Consider the following 18,372-nt stretch of genomic DNA (forward strand, 5'->3'; position numbering starts at 1 on the left):
GCCTCGCTCAGTAAGCTGGCGCCCAGCAGACTCGCTAGCGGGAGGACAGCACTAAGCCCATGCCGAACCCATCCGGCCCCGACCGCGACGACGTCCCCGCCCCGCCCGCATCCGGTCACGGTCCCGTGGGCGGCGATATCACTTCGACCGGGCAGCCCGACGGCGACGACCAGGTCACCGAGGTCCACCCCGTCGCCGATTCCGCGGACGAGGCCAACGCCGAGGCCGTCACCGAGGTGATCGCCACCGAGGCCGCACCCGGAGCAGCCGGCTCCGCGGCGGACGGGCCTACGGAGCGCCGGTTCACCGCGCCCGGGTTCGACGCCGGGCAGACCGAGGTCATCCCGTCGGTGGGCGACGCCGACACCGCGTTGATCGGCCGGCAGGGCGAGGCGGGAAAGGCGATACCGCAACAGATTCCGCCGCGGCTGGGCGGCAGGCTGCCCGCGACCGTCTCACGCAGCTGGGGCTGGGTGATGGCGCTGATCCTGATCATCCTGGCGCTGGCCGTCATCGCGGTGCTGGGCACGTTGTGGCTGACCCGCGACGAGCGCCAGGCGGCCTCGCAGGAAGAGCGGGTCCGCGGCACCATCCAGAACTTCGACGTCGCCATGCAGACCGGCGACCTGGCCGCGCTGCGCAGCCTGACCTGCGGCGACATCCGCGACCGCTACGTCAACTACGACCAGAAGGCCTGGGACGACACCTACCGCCGGATCGCGGCGGCCAAGCAGTACCCGGTGGTCGCCAGCATCGACGAGGTCGTCGTCAACGACGGGCACGCCGAAGCCAACGTCACCGCGTTCATGGCCTACGAGCCGCGGGTCCGCTCGACCCGCAGCTTCGACCTGCAGTTCCGCGACGACCAGTGGAAGATCTGCCAGTCACACGCCGGGTGAACCATCCACGTTGACTCTGCGCTCACGGCGCGGTTTTCTCGAATTTCTCCGCCGTGGACGCAGAGTCAGCGCATCAGCCCAGGGCCTTGCCGGCGCTGTGCAGGTCGTTGCAGGCCTCGATGACCCGCTCGGTCATGGCGGCTTCGGCCTTCTTGAGGTAGCTGCGCGGGTCGTAGGTCTTCTTGTTGCCGACCTCGCCGTCGATCTTGAGCACCCCGTCGTAGTTGGTGAACATGTGCGCGGCGATCGGGCGGGTGAACGCGTACTGGGTGTCGGTGTCGACGTTCATCTTCACCACGCCGTGCTGCAACGCCTCTTCGATCTCGGACTTCAGCGAGCCCGAGCCGCCGTGGAAGACGAAGTTGAACGGCTTGGAGCCGGCCGCCAGACCCAGCTTGGCCGCCGCCACCTTCTGGCCCTCGCCGAGGATGTCGGGACGCAGCTTGACGTTGCCGGGCTTGTAGACACCGTGCACGTTGCCGAAGGTCGCGGCGAGCAGGTACTCGCCGTGGTCGCCGATGCCGAGGGCGTCGATGGTCTTCTCGAAGTCCTCCGGGGTGGTGTAGAGCTTCTCATTGATCTCGGCTTCCACACCGTCCTCTTCGCCGCCGACGACGCCGATCTCGATCTCCAGGATGATGTTGGCGGCCTCCGCCTTGGCCAGCAGCTCCTTGGCGATGGACAGGTTCTCGTCGATCGGCACGGCTGAGCCGTCCCACATGTGCGACTGGAACAGCGGGTTGTTGCCGGCTTTGACCCGTTCGGTCGAGATCGCCAGCAGCGGACGCACGAATCCGTCCAGCTTGTCCTTCGGGCAGTGGTCGGTGTGCAGGGCCACGTTGATCGGGTACTTGGCGGCGATCACGTGGGTGAACTCGGCCAGCGCCACCGCGCCGGCCACCATGTCCTTGACACCGAGCCCGGAGCCGAACTCCGCGCCGCCGGTGGAGAACTGGATGATGCCGTCGCTGCCGGCGTCGGCGAAGCCCTTGATCGCGGCGTTGATGGTCTCCGACGACGTGCAGTTGATCGCCGGGAACGCGTAGGAATTCTCCTTGGCGCGGCCCAACATCTCGGCGTAGATCTCAGGGGTGGCGATAGGCATGGAACTCTCTCCTCCTGGCTGACCGAACCTGCCCTCGAGTATCTCAGGGACGGTTTCCGCAGCAGCCCCGGGTATGTTGGTGCGTCATGAGCATGACGGTGGCGGCGATGCCCCACATCTTGGACCCGATGTACTGGATCGGGCAGGGCGGGGTATTCGAGCACGCCGTACTGCCGGCCATCCTGGTGATCGTCTTCGTCGAAACCGGTCTGCTGTTTCCGCTGTTGCCGGGCGAATCGCTGCTGGTCACCGGTGGTCTGCTGGCCGCGGCGGGCAATCCCGACATCTGGGTGCTGGCGCCGGCGGTGGCGATCGTGGCGATCCTCGGCGATCAGACCGGCTACTTCATCGGCCGCCGTCTGGGGCCGGCACTGTTCAAGAAGGAGGATTCCCGCTTTTTCAAGAAGCACTATGTGACCGACTCACATGCCTTCTTCGAAAAATACGGCCCGGTGGCGATCATCCTGGCCCGCTTCGTGCCGTTCGCACGCACCTTCGTCCCGGCGATCGCCGGCGTGTCCTACATGCGCTACCCGGTCTATCTGGCCTTCGACATCGTCGGCGGGATTCTGTGGGGGGCCGGGATGACCCTGACCGGGTACTGGCTGGGTACCAAGGTGCCCGGCATCACCGACCACCTGGAATTGATCATCATCGGGATCCTGTTCGTCTCGCTGCTCCCGGCGATCTTCTCGGCGACCAAGGCCTACCTGGCGCGCCGGCAGAACCGCGCGGTCGAGACACCCGACGACGAGTCCGCGCTCAGCACGCCGACTCCGGAGTAAGTCCGCTCGGGCGGGCCGACGCCACCGCGTGGGCGGCCTCCATCAGCATCCAGCCCGACAGCTGCACCGAGAGGTCGCGTTCGGGCACCTCGGACTCGTAGACGGCCCCCGCGACGGAGGTGGCCACCGCGCCGTCGGCCCGGGGCAGATCGGCGGGCCGGTCCCAGAACGCCCCGAACAGCGGCAGCCCGTCCACCGACTGCCGGTAATCCCACGCCGACCTCGCCGACGCCAGCACCAGCTCGGCGGCGGTGCCCCTGGCCGCGGTGTCGGCAGCGGAATCGCCCGGCAGATCGGTGGCCACCAACGCCAGGTACCGGGCGGTGATCCCGGCGAACAGGCCGCCGTCGCCGCCCCCGGCGCCCTTGAGCACCCCGCCGGGAGCCATCTGCGAGTGCACCGCGGCGACCAGCCGGTGGACGCGGGCGGCGTGCCGCGCGCTGTCTGGCGCTCCGGTGCGCGCCGCCAGCTCGGTCTCCAGGCCGAGCACCACGCCCTGGCAGTAGGTGTACTGCGCCCGCACCAGCGAGCCGGCCCTGATGCCGTCGAACACCAGGTGCGTGTCCGGGTCGATCAGGGTGGCATCGATCCAGTCGCCCATCTCCCTCGCGCGCTCCAGCCAACCGGGTTCGCGGGCCAGGAAGATCCCGGCCGGGCCGTTGGCGGGGGCATTGAAAAAGGGCTCGGTGAACTGTTCGTCCTTCCGCCAGGGGATCCCGCCGCCGGCCTCGGGCATCCAGGAGTCGGTCAGCTCGCGGGTCAGGGTGCGCAGCGCACGGTGCCGGTCGATACCGGTGACGGCGCCGGCCCGCTGGATCGCCAGCGCCAGCCACGCCATGTCGTCGTAATAGGCGTTGCCCCAACGGAACACGTTGCGCAGCCGGTGGCTGCGGAGCTGCCGTTTGATCCGGGTCACCCGTTCGGGTTGCGGGTCCCGCAGCTGCGCGTCGACCAGGCAGTCCAGCAGGTGCGCCTGCCACCAGTAGTGCCAGTGCGGGGCGCGCCGGATCGGCGGCCAGGCCACCACGCCCAGCTGGGTGCCCGGCAGATGCCAGAGCGGCTTGAGGTGTCTCGCGGTGACAGCAGCCTCGGCACTCTCGGCCCGATTCGCCCATAGCAGATCCATAGCCAAAGATCCTGCCCTACCAGGCCTGGTCGAGGTTCCCATGCTGGGCTATCCAGGCGTGCATCACGATCCCGGCGGCCACCCCGACGTTGATGCTGCGGGTCGAGCCGAACTGGGCGATCGACACCAGCACATCGGCGCCCGCGCGCATCTCGTCGCTGATGCCGGGCCCCTCGGAGCCGAACACCAGCAGGCAGTCGGCCGGCAATGTGGTCTGCTCCAGGCGCACCGCCCCGGCGACGTTGTCCACCGCGACCACCGTCAGGCCCTGTCGCGCAGCGAAGTCGAGCAGTCCGGCCACGTCGTTGTGGTGTTGCAGCCGCTGGTAACGGTCGGTGACCATGGCGCCGCGCCGGTTCCAGCGCCGCCGCCCGACGATGTGCACGGTGTGCACGGCGAACGCGTTGGCGGTGCGCACCACCGAGCCGATGTTGGCGTCATGCCCGAAGTTCTCGATCGCGACGTGAAGCGCGTGCCGCCGCCGGTCGATGTCGGCGATGATCGCCTCGCGGGTCCAGTAGCGGTAGGCGTCGACGACGTTGCGGGCATCGCCGTCCCGGAGCAGCTCCGGGTCGTAACGTGGGTCGGCCGGCGGCTCACCCGGCCACGGCCCGACACCGTTGGCGGGCGGGAACCACTCGGTGGGGCCGGGATGATCCACCGCGTCGTTCACGAGGTGGTCCATACCGCCGCGTGGGTGCCCACCACCGATACCGAGGCGTAGAGCACCGCGGCGTTGATCTCCCCGTGCGTGCACAGCGATGTCGGCACGTGCACGGAGTTCAGCGACGCCTCCGGCAGGATCAGCACCGACGACCCGAACGCAAGGCAGTCCGGGCCCAGCCCGGGCATCGGCGTGGACGGTCCGGCGAGGAGCATCAACGGCCCACCGCGCGCCTGCGCGTCGTCCCGGTACTGCGCGGCGAGCGCGTCGGCGGACAGGCTCAGCACCATATATCCCTTGCCGGAGAACGCTTTCGGGTCGCCGAGGGCGGACGGGGCCAGCGGCACACCGTCGGCCCGGTAGGCCGCCACGCCCTGGGCGGTGAGCACCAGACCGGTGTCGTAGGGGTTCACCGGCGGCAACCCCACCGGGAACGCCGCGGGGTAGGCCACGGTGGTGTCCTTGATCCGGTCGGCCGGGGAGTAGGCGTAGATCCCGCGCACCGCGCTGCGTTCCTTCAGCGGTCCCAGGCACACGGTTCCGTCCAACCGATCGGGTTCGCGATCCGACAGCGGCGCCGGGGTCAGCTCACCCAGCGCATCGCAGCTGCCCAGGCCGGTGGCCTCCACCGGGTGCGCCGGGGTGCCGTAGATGCCGAACCGCAGATCGCCGGCCGCGGCGTGCTCAGCATCCGGGTCGGCGAGACGACCCTTGACGTCGATCAGCACGTGATCGACCTCCCAGCGCAGGTTGGTCAGCGTCATGTCCCAACCCAGCAGCGTCAGCGCCTCCCCGAGCCGGGCGCCCTGGGCCCCGTAGGGACCGGTCGCACCGGAACGCGTGCAGGCCGGCAGAAATGCGACGGCCAGCGTCAGCAACGCCGCGATCAGTCTCCGCACAACCGTCCTCGGGCTCAGCCCAGTCCGAGCTCGGCCAGGCCGAGCACGCTGCGGTAGGGCACACCCTCGGCCTCGATGGCCTCCGCCGCTCCGGTGGCGCGGTCCACCACGGTGGCCACCCCGACGACGTGCCCGCCGGCGTCGCGCACCGCACGCACCGCGGTCAGCGCCGAGCCGCCGGTGGTGCTGGTGTCCTCGACCACGAGCACCGGACGGCCGGAGACATCGGCGCCTTCGATAAGGCGTTGCATGCCATGGGTTTTCACCGACTTACGCACCACGAAGGCGTCGATCGGCCGTCCCGGGGCGTGCATGACGGCGGTCGCGACCGGGTCCGCGCCCAGGGTCAACCCGCCCACCGCGACGTAGTCCCAGTCGTCGGTGAGCTGGCGGACCAGCCGGCCGATCAGGGCGCCGGCCCGGTGGTGCAGGGTGGAGCGGCGCAGGTCGACGTAGTAGTCGGCTTCGGCGCCCGAGGACAGGGTCACGCGGCCGTGTACCACCGACAGCTCGCGCACCAGCGCGGCAAGTTCGTCGCGTTCGCCGCTGTTAAGTGCGCCCACGGCCCCGCCCGAAGGTGTTGGTCAGTGTCCGCGACAGTCCGCGCGGAATGAGTCGGCTGGCGCCTACCAGCGCCTTGTAGTGCATGCCCGGGACGCTGATCACCTCACCGCGGGCGATGTCGGCCAGGCTGGCCCCGACCACATCGTCGACCTCCATCCACAGAAACGACGGCAGCGTGGCCATGTCGATGCCTGCGCGGTCGTGGAATTCGGTGTGCACATAGCCCGGGCAGACCACGTGGATACCCACGCCGGTGCCCTTGAGCCCACCGGCCAGTCCTTCGGTGAACGACACCACCCAGGCCTTGGACGCCGAGTAGGTGGAGCCGCGCCCGGACAGCAGGCCGGCGACGCTGGCCACGTTGACGACGGTGCCGGCGCCGGTGTCGATCATCGCGGGCAGGGCGGCCCGGGTCAGCTGCATCACCGCGGTGACGTTGACGTCCAGCTGGGCCTGCAGCAGCGCGGGGTCGGCGGTCCAGAACTCGCCGGAGGTGCCGAAGCCGGCGTTGTTCACCAGGACCCGCACTCCGGCGCTCACCCGCTCGGCGACCTTGGCCCGGCCGTCGGCGTCGGCCAGGTCGGCGGGCAGCACCTCGACATCACAGCCGTGCCTGCCCCGCAGTTCGGCCGCCATCGCCTGCAGGCGCTCGGCATCGCGGGCCACCAGGATCAGGTCATAGCCGTCAGCGGCGTACCGGCGCGCGTAGCCCGCTCCCAACCCGGAGGTAGGCCCGGTGACCAGGGCCGTGGGTCGTGACATGACCGATAGCGTATGTCAGCGCTGATAGTGCGCGGTCTGCCGCCCGTTGCGGCCGGGGGCCGGGGCATGCAGCATGCCCGATGACTCCTCGCGGGCCGTCCGGCGCCGCGGCCGAGATTCGGCGGCGGTGTTGCCCTGGGGCGGAGCGGACGACCGGGGCGCAGACGGGGCCTGCTCGGCCGCGCTGTCCTCCGGGGATTCCACCGCACCGCCCGACCCCAGCGGACGGCTGGGCTGCCCGTTGCGTCGGGCCGACGGCTTGGCGGCGCCGGCAGCGGCTTCGACCGGTTGGCGCCGCGGCGTCGGCGGCAGCACCCGCAGCAGGTCATTGAACTGGCGCACGCTGCGCAGACCCTCGTCCCATTGGGCGCGGGTGCTGGTGATCGGCATGCTCACCAGGGTCCAGTTCGCCTCGTTCCACATGATTTCCGCGCAGTCCGGGGCGGTGTGGGCGAAGGTGACCATCCGCCGGTCGCACGCCCGGCGGGCCGCGTCGAGGTTGGTGGAGTAGACCATCCGCGGGCCGATCGCCCCGAGCAGCCAGATGTCGTTCTCCCGCGGCTCTTTGAGGCCCTTGAGCCGCACGTCGACGACGACGTTGGTGCTGACCTTGCGGTGCAGGGCGATCACCGTCGCGACTTCGTCGAGGTCGAAGATGTAGACCGCCTCGCCGCGGATCTGGCCGAGCACCACGTTGCGGACGGGCGCGTCGCCCACCGTCGACATGACGCCGCGTTTCCAGCGTCGCAGGATCTCGGTGGACTCCGGTTCGAAGTCGAAGCCCTGCGAGCGGGCCCAGGACTTACGGCGGCGGCTGCGGCCGCGGCGCTGGTCGAGGTCCACGTACAGCAAGACACCCGCGCCGACGAAGCACAGCGCGGACAGCGTGAACCAGAGCGGGACCATTGCGCCTAGCGTATCTGCTGTCGGCCCGGAAGCGAGAACGCTTGCCGGTTACAACCGGGTATCAGCACGATTCCAAGAGGTCAACGTCACAGTTGGAGCGCATTGGAGCCACCGAAGATGGTGGTCCCGTTGCCGGCATAGGAGATGTAGATCGGCTGCTGGGCGAACGGGATGTTGCCGGTGTTCATGGTGTCGCCGGAAGTCACCGTCGGGGAGTTGAAGACCCCGTTCGAGTTATGCACCGTGTACTCGTACAGCAGGTTGTTGGTGCCGTGCTGATAGACCGCGATGGTCGTCCCATCCGGCAATCCGCCGTTGCCCTCCGGCGTGACACCGTTGAGCGCCGAGGAAGGCATGGTGCCGTACACCCCGCCGGAGTCGACCACCGCTTGGACCGCCTGGTGTGCACCGCCGTTGATGCTGAGATCCAGTTGGGCATAGGGTGCCCCGGCGACCGAGGTCCCGTCGGTCAACGGGTTGTCCCCGAAGATCAAACGGTTATTGGCCTGGTCGATCAGCACACCCTGACCGAGATCCCCCGGTAGCGCGGCGGTCGGGATGCTGTCGGGGGTAGGCCCGAGCGCGTTGGGTCCGACCCCCAGCACGCCGACGACGTTGGCCGGACCCAGGTAGTCCTGGATGGACCACGGGCCGAAGATGTTGAAGTCCGCCGGGAACGCGAAGAGCACGGCATCGACGCTGGTGTCGGCGGTGACGGTTTCTCCTGCCGCGTCGGTGAAGGTGACGGTGGTGGGCAACTCCACATAGAAGTAGTCCAGCGCACCGCCGAACTGACCGATGTTGAAGCCGGTGGGCAGGCCGGTGATGCCGGTCCATGGGATGTCCCAGATCGGCATCACCAGGCCGGCCGCGCCGGTGTCGACCAGCACCGGCGCCGAACCGCCGCCACCCACCGAGACGTCCACCACGGGCTCGGTGGTGGCATTGACCTGCAATGGGACGGTGAAGGTATCCGGGACAGCGGTGTCCGAGCCGGACGCAAGGGCACTGCCGGCTGTGCTCGCGTCCGCCGACCCGCCGAACAGCCACTGCTCGAGGTCGTTGATCGGGGTGTAGACCAGATTCTGGTACCAGCCGTCGAACAGGGAGTCCAACGAGGCGAGAGCCGAACCCGGATCGGTATCGGCGGCGATTCCGGGATCGACCGCACTGAGAGCGTCGATGATCGGCTGAAACAGGTCGTCGAAGTCGGCGTGCGCCGCCGGAATAGCCCCGAACGCCAGGAACGCCCCGACCGTCGCGGTCGCACCTACCACCTGCCGATGACGAACTGCCATATCGGAGACCTCCCCGCATGAGGCCGCGAACAGCCGCGACCGCCCGCGGTCACGCTAACCCACTATGGGGCGTAGAACACCAGAGGATTCACCCAAGAAACACCCAAAAATCTCGGTGCGTTCAGCGGATTGCGGGCCTACGCCATCACAGTTCGATGGGGGTGCCGCCGATGATGGTCTGCCCGCCATTCACGAGGTAGTTGATGTAGACCGGCTGCTGGCCGAACAGCCAGTTCCCGGTGTTCATGCCACTGTTGGCGCCGACCACAACCGGGCTGCGCACCTCACCCTCCTGCGAGCCCACCGTGTAGGAGTACAGCAGCGTGCCGTCCTTGGTGTAGACCGAGATGTCCGTCCCGTCGGGCAAAGCTCCGTTGGCGGTCGGGGTGACCTCGCCGAGCGCCGAGGACGGCATGGTGCCGTACACCCCACCGGAGTCGATCACCCCGCGGACGCCCGTCATCGGCCCGTCGTTGAGCTGCACCTTCAGCTCAGCCCAGGGCGACCCGGCAATCACGGTGCCCCCCTCCAACGGGTTGTCCCCGAAGATCAATTTGCCGCCCGGCTGGTCGATCAACACCCCATGGCCAAGAACTCCCGGCAGATCGGCGGTCGGGATGTGGTCGGGAGTCGGCCCGAGCGCGTTGGGTCCGATCCCCAAGACCCCGGTGGAGGAGCCGGCCAAGTAGTCGTAAATCGACCAGGAGCCAAAGGGATTGAGGTCCGCAGGGAACGCGAAGAGCACGGCATCCACCGTGGTGTCAGCGGTGACGGTGTTGCCGCCGGCGTCGGTGAACGTGACCGTGGTGGGCAGCTCCATATAGAAGTAGTTCAGCGCCCCACCGAACTGGCCGATGTTGAAGCCGGTGGGCAGCCCGGTGATGCCGAACGGGTTGATGTTCCAGATCGGCACGACCAGCCCGGCCGCGCCGGTGTCGACCAGCACCTCGGTCTGGGCGCCGCCGCCGATCGAAACGTTGATCACCGGTTGGGTGGTGAGGTTGACGTCCATCGGAACGGTGAAGCTGTCCGGGAGGACGGCGCTGTCCGAGTCGTAAGCGACAGCGCTGCCCGGGAGATCCGGCCCGAACAGCCACGGCGCGATACCGTGCAGCGGGGTGTAGACGAGGTCCTGGTACCAGCCGTCCAGCAGGCTGTCCAACGAGGCCAGCGCCGAACCCGGGTCGGTGTCGGCAGCAATGCCGGGATCGACCATGGTGAATGCATCGATGATGGGCTGGAACAGGTCGTCGAAGTCCGCGTTCGCCGCGGGCGCGGTGCCCAGTGGCGCCAACCCCACCGTCAGGAACGCCCCTACGGTGCTGACTGCGCCGACCAGGCGATGACGACGACCCGACATGGCTACCCCTCGGAATGAACGACGGTATTGGAAAATACTGGACATTCTCAGCAATCGTTAGGGTAACCGATCAACTCCGCCGCCGCATCAGCTCCCCCGGCAGACGTGAAGGCCCCCGCCGGTAAGCGGGGGCCTTCACTCTCGCCGGGCCGTCAGCCCAGGATCAGCGACTCGCCATCCGGACTGACGTTGACCGGCACGGTGTCGCCGTCGTGCACCTCACCGGCCAGCAACAGCTTGGCCAGCTGGTCGCCGATGGCCTGCTGAATCAGCCTGCGCAGCGGCCGCGCGCCGTACATCGGGTCGAACCCGCGGTGCGCCAGCCACTTCTTGGCCGGCAGCGACACCTCCAGCGTCAGCCGGCGTTGCTGAAGCCGCTTGGACAGCTGCTGCAGCTGGATGTCGACGATCGACACCAGTTCCTCGGGGTTGAGCCCCTCGAAGATCAGCACGTCGTCGAGCCGGTTGATGAACTCCGGCTTGAACGCCGCCCGCACCGCCGCCATCACCTGCTCGTCGGTGCCACCCGATCCCAGGTTGGAGGTCAGGATCAAGATGGTGTTGCGGAAGTCGACGGTACGGCCCTGGCCGTCGGTGAGCCGGCCCTCGTCGAGCACCTGCAGCAGCACGTCGAACACATCCGGGTGCGCCTTCTCCACCTCGTCGAAGAGCACCACGGTGTAGGGCCGGCGACGTACCGCCTCGGTCAGCTGACCGCCCTGGTCGTAGCCGACGTAGCCGGGGGGCGCCCCCACCAGGCGCGCCACCGAGTGCTTCTCGCTGTACTCGCTCATGTCGATACGAACCATCGCCCGTTCGTCGTCGAACAGAAAGTCGGCCAGCGCCTTGGCGAGCTCGGTCTTGCCCACGCCGGTAGGACCGAGGAACAGGAACGAGCCGGTCGGCCGGTTGGGGTCGGCGACCCCGGCGCGGCTGCGCCGCACCGCATCGGAGACCGCCTGCACCGGTTTGCGCTGCCCGACGACGCGCTTGCCCAGCTCGTCTTCCATCCGCAGCAGCTTGGCGGTCTCGCCTTCCAGCAGTCGTCCCGCCGGGATGCCGGTCCAGGCACTCACCACGTCGGCGATGTCGTCCGGCCCGACTTCTTCTTTGAGCATGACGCCCTCGCGGGCCTGTGCGTCCGGCAGCGCCGCCTCGAGCTTCTTCTCCACCTCGGGGATGCGCCCGTAGCGCAGTTCGGCAGCCTTGGCGAGATCGCCGTCCCGCTCGGCACGGTCGGCCTCGCCGCGTAGCGCCTCCAGCTGCTCCTTGAGTTCACGGACGATGTCGATGGCGTTCTTCTCGTTGTGCCACCTGGTCGTCAGTTCCGCGAGCTTTTCCTTGAGGTCGGCCAGCTCGGCACGCAGTTTGACCAACCGGTCCTTGGACGCGGCGTCTTCCTCCTTTTCCAGAGCCATCTCTTCGATCTCCAGCCGGCGCACCAACCGCTCGACCTCGTCGACCTCGACGGGCCGGGAGTCGATCTCCATCCGCAGCCGGCTGGCGGCCTCGTCGACCAGGTCGATGGCCTTGTCCGGCAGGAAACGCGCGCTGATGTAGCGGTCGCTCAAGGTGGCGGCGGCCACCAGCGCGGAGTCGGTGATGCGCACACCGTGGTGCACCTCGTAGCGGTCCTTGAGGCCGCGCAGGATGCCGATGGTGTCCTCGGCCGAGGGTTCGCCGACGTAGACCTGCTGGAAACGGCGCTCCAGGGCGGCGTCCTTCTCGATGTACTTGCGGTACTCCTCGAGCGTGGTCGCGCCGACCAGTCGCAGCTCGCCGCGGGCCAGCATCGGCTTGATCATGTTGCCGGCGTCCATCGCGCCCTCGCCGGTGGCGCCGGCGCCGACGATGGTGTGCAGCTCGTCGATGAAGGTGATCACCTGCCCGGCAGCGTTCTTGATCTCGTCGAGGACGGCCTTGAGGCGTTCCTCGAACTCGCCACGATATTTGGCGCCGGCCACCATCGAACCCAGGTCCAGCGCGACGACGGTCTTGTCGCGCAGGCTTTCCGGGACATCGCCGGCGACGATGCGCTGGGCCAGGCCCTCCACGATCGCGGTCTTGCCGACGCCGGGCTCACCGATGAGCACCGGGTTGTTCTTGGTGCGCCGGCTCAGTACCTGCACCACCCGGCGGATCTCGGTGTCACGGCCGATCACCGGGTCGAGCTTGCCCTCGCGGGCGCGGGCGGTCAGGTCGGTGGAGTACTTCTCCAGCGCCTGGTAGCTGGCCTCCGGGTCGGGGTTGGTGACCCGGGCGCTGCCGCGCACCTTGACGAAGGCTTCCCGCAGCGCCTGCGGCGAAGCGCCGTGGCCGGTGAGCAGCTTGGCGACATCGGAGTCACCGGTGGCCAACCCGACCATCAGGTGCTCGGTGGAGACGTACTCGTCGTCCATCTCGGTGGCCAGCTGCTGGGCGACGGTGATCGCCGCCAGCGACTCGCGGGACAGCTGTGGTTGCGCGCTGGCTCCGCTGGCCTGCGGTAGCCGGTCCAGCAGGTGCTGGTTCTCGGCGCGGATCGTTGCCGGGACCACACCGACCGCCTCCAGCAGCGGCGCGGCGATCCCGTCGTTCTGAGTCAGTAGGGCCTGCAGCAGGTGTGCGGGCCGGATTTCGGGGTTGCCGGCGGCGGTGGCCGCCTGCAATGCCGCGGTCAAGGCCGCCTGCGTCTTGGTGGTCGGGTTGAACGAGTCCACGACACCTCCATTCGGGGTCAGGGGTTACCAAAAATGCTTGTCGTGTTGTCCAACGCAGTCAAGGTTGAGTCTGTTCCGCTCAAGTCTATTTTTTGCCGAGCGGCGGTACACCGGGCCGATGTTCTGCCCGATCTGGCGACCGAGCTGGCCACCTCGGCAGGCCTCGCCGATTCCCCGCTGCCCCGCACCATGCGCGCCCTGCACGCCAGCGCACTGTCAGGTGCGCTCACCGCCCTGGTCCTCGACTGGGCCGATGGGCGGCTTCCGGTCAGTCGTGCCGAGCTCGGCGGTTACGCAACCCGGCTGGTGCTCGCGGGCCTCGGCTGACGGCCGCGTCCAGAAGTAGAGAGCCAGCCAGGCGCCGTAGCCGACCGCCATCCCGGCGTACATCACGGCCGGATCGGTTTGGCCGTGCACGCTGAGATACAGCACGACACCGGCCAACAGCGCCGGCAGCACCGCCGCGGCGCGCCGCACGGCGAACGCACCGGCGACGAGCACGATCGAAATGATCAGCAGTCCCGGGCTGATCCGGTGCAGCACGTCGAGCAGACCGCCCCACCAGCCCCGGGAGCCCGCGGCACCGTGCGCAGCATGGCCCAGGCCCGCGGACGCCCCCACGCCCAGCAGCACCAGGATCGCCGGCAGGCAGCAGGCCAGCGTGCAGGTCAAAGCCGCGATGACACCCGCCAGCCCGAACCGGCGACCCGTCGCGGAGCGCAGCCGGCGCCGATCAGGACATTCTGCTGGGGGTGGCATATCCGCCTTCCGTGGAGACCTTCTGCGAACCTATACCCCGTACGGGTATAGGGCAAGCTCGGATCGGCTCGGTGCTGCCGTGGCTGAAGGCCGGCACCGAACCGATACGGTGCTGCCATGACGTCCGGCTTGGGTTCGATATGGATCGCGTTGGTTCCGCTCGCACTGGTGGTGGCACTCTCCCCGATCACCGTTATCCCGGCGATACTGGTGCTGCACACCCCGCATCCGCGCGAGACCGGGCTGACCTTCCTGATCGGCTGGCTGGCGGGCCTGGCCGCACTCACCGCGGCCTTCGTAGCGGGATCGGGCCTGCTGGGCGGGCTGGACAAGACACCGCCGGCCTGGGCGTCGTGGTTGCGGATCGTGGTCGGCGCGACACTGATCGCGTTCGGCATCTACCGCTGGACCGCCCGACATGGACACGGCGAGATGCCGGGCTGGATGCGCTCATTCACGAGGATGACCCCACTGCGCGCCGGGTTGATGGCCGCGGTATTGGCCGCAATCCGGCCCGAGGTGCTGTTCATGTGTGCCGCCGCGGGCCTGGCCATCGGCAGCGCCGGGCTGGGCGCGGCGGCCGCCTGGCAGGCGGCCGCGTTCTTCGTAGCCGTCGCCGCGTCCACGGTCGTGATCCCGATATTGGGCTACCTTGCCGCCAGCCACCGGCTTGATCCCGCGCTGGGCAGGCTCAAAGACTGGATGGAACAGCAGCACGCCGCGCTCGTCGCCGTCATCCTCGTCCTCATCGGTGCGATGGTGACCTACAACGGGATTCACGCGCTGTAGCCGCTACGGCGCCCGGCCAGCATAAAATTGCGGCCGTGGGCCTAGACGACCGTGACGCACTGCAGGTGCTGCGCGGCGCGTTCGGCGACTCGAACAGCACCGAGGCCACCGACGGTTTCATCGGCCGCCTGTTCGCCCGCTGGTTCGGAACCAACCCGTCGGCCCGAGACCTGTTCCCGGCCGACCTGTCCGGCATCCGCGTGGCGTTCGCCCAGGCCATGAGCTGGGTGTATGGCGAGCTGGTCGCCCAGCGCGCCCAGGAGCCGGTCGCCTTTTTGGCACAACTCGGTCGAGACCACCGTAAATACGGTGTGACACAACATCATTACGACACCATGGGGCGGGTGCTGTATGCCGTCCTGCGGGAAGAGCTGGCCGATGACTGGACCCCCGCGGTCGACGACGCCGCCCGGGAGTCACTGAGTCTGATCATCGGGGTGATGGGTGGCGCCGCCGACGCCGAAGACGGCCCGGCCTGGTGGGACGGCACCGTCGTCGAACACCTACGGGTCTCCCGCGACTTGGCGGTCGTCCGGATCCAGTTGGACTACCCACTGCCCTACCACCCGGGCCAGTACGTCAAAGTCGAGGTGCCACAGTGCCCGCGCTCCTGGCGCTACCTCTCGCCTGCCATGCCGGCCGACGAGACCGGCGCGATCGAGTTCCATCTGCGCGGGGTCCCCGCCGGACTGGTCAGCACCGCGATCGTCAACGAGACCAGCCCCGGCGACCGCTGGCGGCTGTCCAGCCCGCACGGCGGCCTGCACATCGACCGGGAGGCCGGTGATGTGTTGATGGTGGCCGGCAGCACCGGCCTGGCGCCACTGCGAGCGATCATCATGGACCTGACCCGGTGGGGGGTGAACCCGCGCGTGCACCTGTTCTTCGGCGGCCGATACCCCTGCGAGCTCTACGACCTGCCGACGCTGTGGCAGATCGCGGCGCACAACCCGTGGCTGTCGGTGACCCCGGTGTCGGAGTACCCCGGCGACCCCGGCTGGGCCGCCGACTATCCCGATGTGACGCCGCCGCGGGGCCTGCACGTGCGGCAGACCGGGCGGCTGCCGGAGGTGGTCACCCGCTATGGCAGCTGGAGTGACCGCCAGATCCTGATCTGCGGCGGACCCGAGATGACCCGCGCTACCAAGGCGGCTTTGGTCGCCAAAGGCGCGCCTGCGCAACGTATTCAACACGACCCGTTGTCGGAGTGAGAAGTGACCGAATTCGAACCGTGCACATTGGCTGATCCGTCGTCGGATCTCACGGCCACGTTCGTCCCGGGTGCGGGCATGATCGGCACCTCGCTGTCCGACGGCGGCGAGGAGTTACTCGGCCAGCGCAGGGGCCTGCGGGCCTACGTCTTTGAGGCCAAGACCATGGGCATCCCACTGCTGTATCCGTGGGCGAACCGGTTGAGCGGTAAGGGATACCGCGTCGGTGCAACCGAGGTCGCGCTGACTCCCGGCAGCGGCGGAGTGCACACCGACGAGCACGGCGCCCCGATCCACGGCACGCTGGCCGGAGATCCCGGGTGGCGGGTGACCGAGCGATCGGCGACGACCGTGACCGCCGAACTCGACTTCGGTTCGCGCCCGGAGTTGTTGGCGTCCTTCCCGTTCCCGCACCTGCTCAGCCTGGCTGTCAGCCTTGCCGACCGCATACTGACGGTGCGTACCACGGTCACCGCCACCACCGGCGCGGCGGTGCCGCTGTGCTTCGGCTTCCACCCGTATCTGCAGCTGCCCGGAGTCTTGAGAGATCAATGGCGCATGGAGACGCCGCCGATGCGCGCCCGGCTCGTCGACGCCCGCGGCATCCCCACCGGTGCCACCGAACCGCACCCGGCGATCAGCGAGTCATTGGGCGAGCAGGTGTTCGACGACGGTTTCGACGACGTGCCGGCCGGGGCGGTATTCGCGGTCAGCGGCGGCGGCCGACGGATCGAGGTGCACTTCGACACCGGGTATCCGGCGGCACAGATCTACGCCCCGGCCACCGACGACGTCATCTGCTTCGAACCGATGGCCGCGCCCACCGACGCGCTGCGCCGCGGCGGCTATCGGATGGCGCGTCAGGGAGCGCCCGGCGTGGCACAGTTCTCCATCCGGGTCCGTTGAGCGCTGACTCTGCGCGTACCAGACAAAAGTGCGAGTGGACACCCTGGTGGACGCAGAGTCAACGGTGAGGAATCACTTACGCGGCTGCCAGACCACTACGGCGGTGCTCTTGGGCATCACCGCGATCTCGCGACGCTGCTTGGCGCGCAACATCTCCAGCTCGGCCGCCATCTCCTTGACCCGTGACTGCAGCGCCTCGACCTGATTGGTCAGTTCGATGATCCGCTTGATGCCGGCCAGGTTGACGCCCTCGTCGTGGGAGAGCCGCTGCACCTCACGCAACAGGTCCACATCCCGCTCCGAGTAGCGGCGTCCGCCGCCGGAGCTGCGGCGCGGGCTGACCAACCCGATCCGGTCATAGGTCCGCAGCGTCTGGGCGTGCATACCGGCCAGCTCGGCGGCCACCGAGATCAGGAAGGTCCGGGAGTTCTCCGATTTACTCATGACCGGTTCCCCGCCCATCCGGCCCTCGGGTCGAAGCCGCTGGACCGCTCCGCTGCCGCATACGCCTCGAGTGCCTCCTGCGCGGGACCCTCCAGGTTCGGTGGGACCGCAACCTTCACCTTGACCAGCAGGTCGCCGTGTCCGCCGCCGCGTTTGGGCACCCCGCGCCCGCGCACCCGCAGAATCCGGCCGTCGGCGGTCCCCTTGGGTACTCGCACACCGACCTTGCCGTCCAGTGTCGGCACCGAAAGCGTGGTGCCCAAGGCTAGTTCGGAGAAACTGACCGGGATGGTGACCGTCAGGTCGTCGCCGTCGCGGCCGAAGACCTTGTCCGGACGCACCCGGACCGTCACATACAGGTCGCCCGACGGCGCCCCCCGCAGACCCGCCTCGCCCTGGCCGGCCAGCCGAATCCGCTGGCCGTCCTCGACGCCCGGTGGAATCCGCACGTTGATGGTGCGGGTGCGGGCCGCCCGCCCGGTTCCCTTGCACTCCGAACACGGGTGCTCGATGATCGACCCGCTGCCGCGGCAGTCGGTACACGGCTCGGAGAACCCGAAGGCGCCCTGGTTGCTGCTGATCACTCCGGATCCGTTGCAGGACGCGCACACTCGCGGGCTCGTACCCGGCCGTGCTCCACTGCCGTGGCAGTTGGTGCACGGTGCCGCACTGGTCAGCCGCAGCGGCATCTCCACACCCTTGGTGGCCTCCAGGAAACTCAGCTCGGAGTCGGTCTCCAGGTCGTTTCCGCGCCGCGGCCGGCTGGGCCGCTGCTGTGCACCGCGCCCGAACAGGCCGCCGAACAGGTCCCCGATGTTGGCGCCACCGGCCTGACCGGCCTGACCGAACAGGTCGTTGAGGTTGAACTCACTGCCGTCGCCGCCGGTGGAGAACCGATCGAAGCCGCCGCCACCGTTGAAGCGCCGTCCGAACCCGCCGCCGGCGAACAGTCGCCGGGTCTCGTCGTACTCCTTGCGCTTGGACTCGTCGGACAAGATGCTGTAGGCCTCGGAGACGGCCTTGAACCGGTCCGCGGCAGCCGGGTTGTTCGGGTTCTTGTCCGGATGCAGTTCGGACGCCAACTTGCGGTAGGCGCTCTTGATCTCTTTCTCGCTGGCGTCGGAGGAGACGCCCAACTCCTTGTAGAAGTCTTTCTCGACCCATTCACGCTGAGCCATGACGCGTCACCTCCTCAC

18 protein-coding genes are annotated in these 18,372 nt (G+C 68.7%); 5 read left to right on the forward strand and 13 right to left on the reverse strand.

Annotated features, from left to right (window positions below; genetic code table 11):
- Positions 1-59 precede the first annotated feature (59 nt).
- The gene (locus G6N23_RS18405; RefSeq protein WP_085260737.1) at positions 60-899 is read left to right on the forward strand and encodes an Rv0361 family membrane protein; all 840 of its coding nucleotides are present in this window, start codon (positions 60-62) and stop codon (positions 897-899) included.
- A 73-nt stretch (positions 900-972) separates the two neighbouring features.
- Here G6N23_RS18405 and fbaA read toward each other — a convergent pair whose 3' ends face one another.
- Positions 973-2,004, reverse strand: coding sequence for a class II fructose-bisphosphate aldolase (gene fbaA / locus G6N23_RS18410; protein WP_085260736.1), 1,032 nt, complete (start codon positions 2,002-2,004; stop codon positions 973-975).
- 86 nt (positions 2,005-2,090) lie between these two features.
- On the opposite strand from fbaA, the gene G6N23_RS18415 reads away from it, so the two are divergent.
- On the forward strand, positions 2,091-2,789 hold the full coding sequence (locus tag G6N23_RS18415; RefSeq protein WP_085260735.1) for a DedA family protein: 699 nt from the start codon (positions 2,091-2,093) through the stop codon (positions 2,787-2,789).
- Here G6N23_RS18415 and G6N23_RS18420 read toward each other — a convergent pair.
- The 10 genes from G6N23_RS18420 to G6N23_RS18465 form a co-directional block, all read right to left on the reverse strand.
- On the reverse strand, positions 2,767-3,915 hold the full coding sequence (locus G6N23_RS18420) for a glycoside hydrolase family 76 protein (RefSeq protein WP_085260734.1): 1,149 nt from the start codon (positions 3,913-3,915) through the stop codon (positions 2,767-2,769). The genes G6N23_RS18415 and G6N23_RS18420 overlap by 23 nt on opposite strands.
- A 16-nt stretch (positions 3,916-3,931) precedes the next feature.
- Entirely contained in the window at positions 3,932-4,600 is a 669-nt protein-coding gene (locus G6N23_RS18425) for a TrmH family RNA methyltransferase (RefSeq protein ID WP_085260733.1), read from the reverse strand.
- The gene (locus G6N23_RS18430; RefSeq protein WP_085260732.1) at positions 4,585-5,478 is read right to left on the reverse strand and encodes a hypothetical protein; all 894 of its coding nucleotides are present in this window, start codon (positions 5,476-5,478) and stop codon (positions 4,585-4,587) included. Before G6N23_RS18430 ends, G6N23_RS18425 begins: the two co-directional genes overlap by 16 nt.
- Positions 5,479-5,492: 14 nt before the next feature.
- Positions 5,493-6,041, reverse strand: a complete 549-nt coding sequence (gene pyrE / locus G6N23_RS18435) for an orotate phosphoribosyltransferase (RefSeq protein ID WP_085260731.1) — start codon at positions 6,039-6,041, stop codon at positions 5,493-5,495.
- Positions 6,028-6,804 (reverse strand): SDR family NAD(P)-dependent oxidoreductase, encoded by a 777-nt coding sequence (locus G6N23_RS18440; protein ID WP_085260730.1) that lies wholly within the window; start codon positions 6,802-6,804, stop codon positions 6,028-6,030. Before G6N23_RS18440 ends, pyrE begins: the two co-directional genes overlap by 14 nt.
- 15 nt (positions 6,805-6,819) lie before the next feature.
- Complete coding sequence (ttfA, locus tag G6N23_RS18445) at positions 6,820-7,710, reverse strand: trehalose monomycolate transport factor TtfA (protein ID WP_085260729.1); 891 nt, start codon at positions 7,708-7,710, stop codon at positions 6,820-6,822.
- Between the two features lie 86 nt (positions 7,711-7,796).
- Positions 7,797-9,008, reverse strand: coding sequence for a PecA family PE domain-processing aspartic protease (locus tag G6N23_RS18450; protein WP_165758691.1), 1,212 nt, complete (start codon positions 9,006-9,008; stop codon positions 7,797-7,799).
- Positions 9,009-9,153: 145 nt separating this feature from the next.
- On the reverse strand, positions 9,154-10,368 hold the full coding sequence (locus tag G6N23_RS18455) for a PecA family PE domain-processing aspartic protease (protein ID WP_085260727.1): 1,215 nt from the start codon (positions 10,366-10,368) through the stop codon (positions 9,154-9,156).
- A gap of 152 nt (positions 10,369-10,520) precedes the next feature.
- The gene (gene clpB, locus G6N23_RS18460; protein ID WP_085260726.1) at positions 10,521-13,067 is read right to left on the reverse strand and encodes an ATP-dependent chaperone ClpB; all 2,547 of its coding nucleotides are present in this window, start codon (positions 13,065-13,067) and stop codon (positions 10,521-10,523) included.
- A gap of 216 nt (positions 13,068-13,283) precedes the next feature.
- Positions 13,284-13,826, reverse strand: a complete 543-nt coding sequence (locus G6N23_RS18465) for a hypothetical protein (RefSeq protein ID WP_234808593.1) — start codon at positions 13,824-13,826, stop codon at positions 13,284-13,286.
- A 117-nt stretch (positions 13,827-13,943) separates the two neighbouring features.
- Between G6N23_RS18465 and G6N23_RS18470 the strand changes: the two genes are divergently transcribed.
- Genes G6N23_RS18470 through G6N23_RS18480 form a run of 3 tightly spaced genes read left to right on the forward strand, consistent with a single transcriptional unit; the run spans position 13,944 to position 16,732 of the window.
- Positions 13,944-14,615, forward strand: coding sequence for a GAP family protein (locus G6N23_RS18470; protein ID WP_085260724.1), 672 nt, complete (start codon positions 13,944-13,946; stop codon positions 14,613-14,615).
- Positions 14,616-14,650: 35 nt separating this feature from the next.
- Positions 14,651-15,826 carry an FAD-binding oxidoreductase gene (locus G6N23_RS18475; protein WP_085260723.1) on the forward strand — a complete coding sequence of 392 codons (1,176 nt, stop codon included), beginning with the start codon at positions 14,651-14,653 and terminating at the stop codon, positions 15,824-15,826.
- Between the two features lie 3 nt (positions 15,827-15,829).
- Positions 15,830-16,732, forward strand: a complete 903-nt coding sequence (locus G6N23_RS18480; protein WP_085260722.1) for an aldose 1-epimerase — start codon at positions 15,830-15,832, stop codon at positions 16,730-16,732.
- Positions 16,733-16,804: 72 nt separating this feature from the next.
- Here G6N23_RS18480 and G6N23_RS18485 read toward each other — a convergent pair whose 3' ends face one another.
- Together G6N23_RS18485 and dnaJ are read right to left on the reverse strand one after the other, a co-directional pair.
- Positions 16,805-17,176, reverse strand: coding sequence for a heat shock protein transcriptional repressor HspR (locus G6N23_RS18485; RefSeq protein WP_085260905.1), 372 nt, complete (start codon positions 17,174-17,176; stop codon positions 16,805-16,807).
- Positions 17,173-18,354 (reverse strand): molecular chaperone DnaJ, encoded by a 1,182-nt coding sequence (gene dnaJ, locus G6N23_RS18490; RefSeq protein WP_085260721.1) that lies wholly within the window; start codon positions 18,352-18,354, stop codon positions 17,173-17,175. Before dnaJ ends, G6N23_RS18485 begins: the two co-directional genes overlap by 4 nt.
- Positions 18,355-18,372 lie beyond the last annotated feature (18 nt).

The organism is Mycolicibacter terrae, assembly GCF_010727125.1.
GTDB lineage: Bacteria > Actinomycetota > Actinomycetes > Mycobacteriales > Mycobacteriaceae > Mycobacterium > Mycobacterium terrae.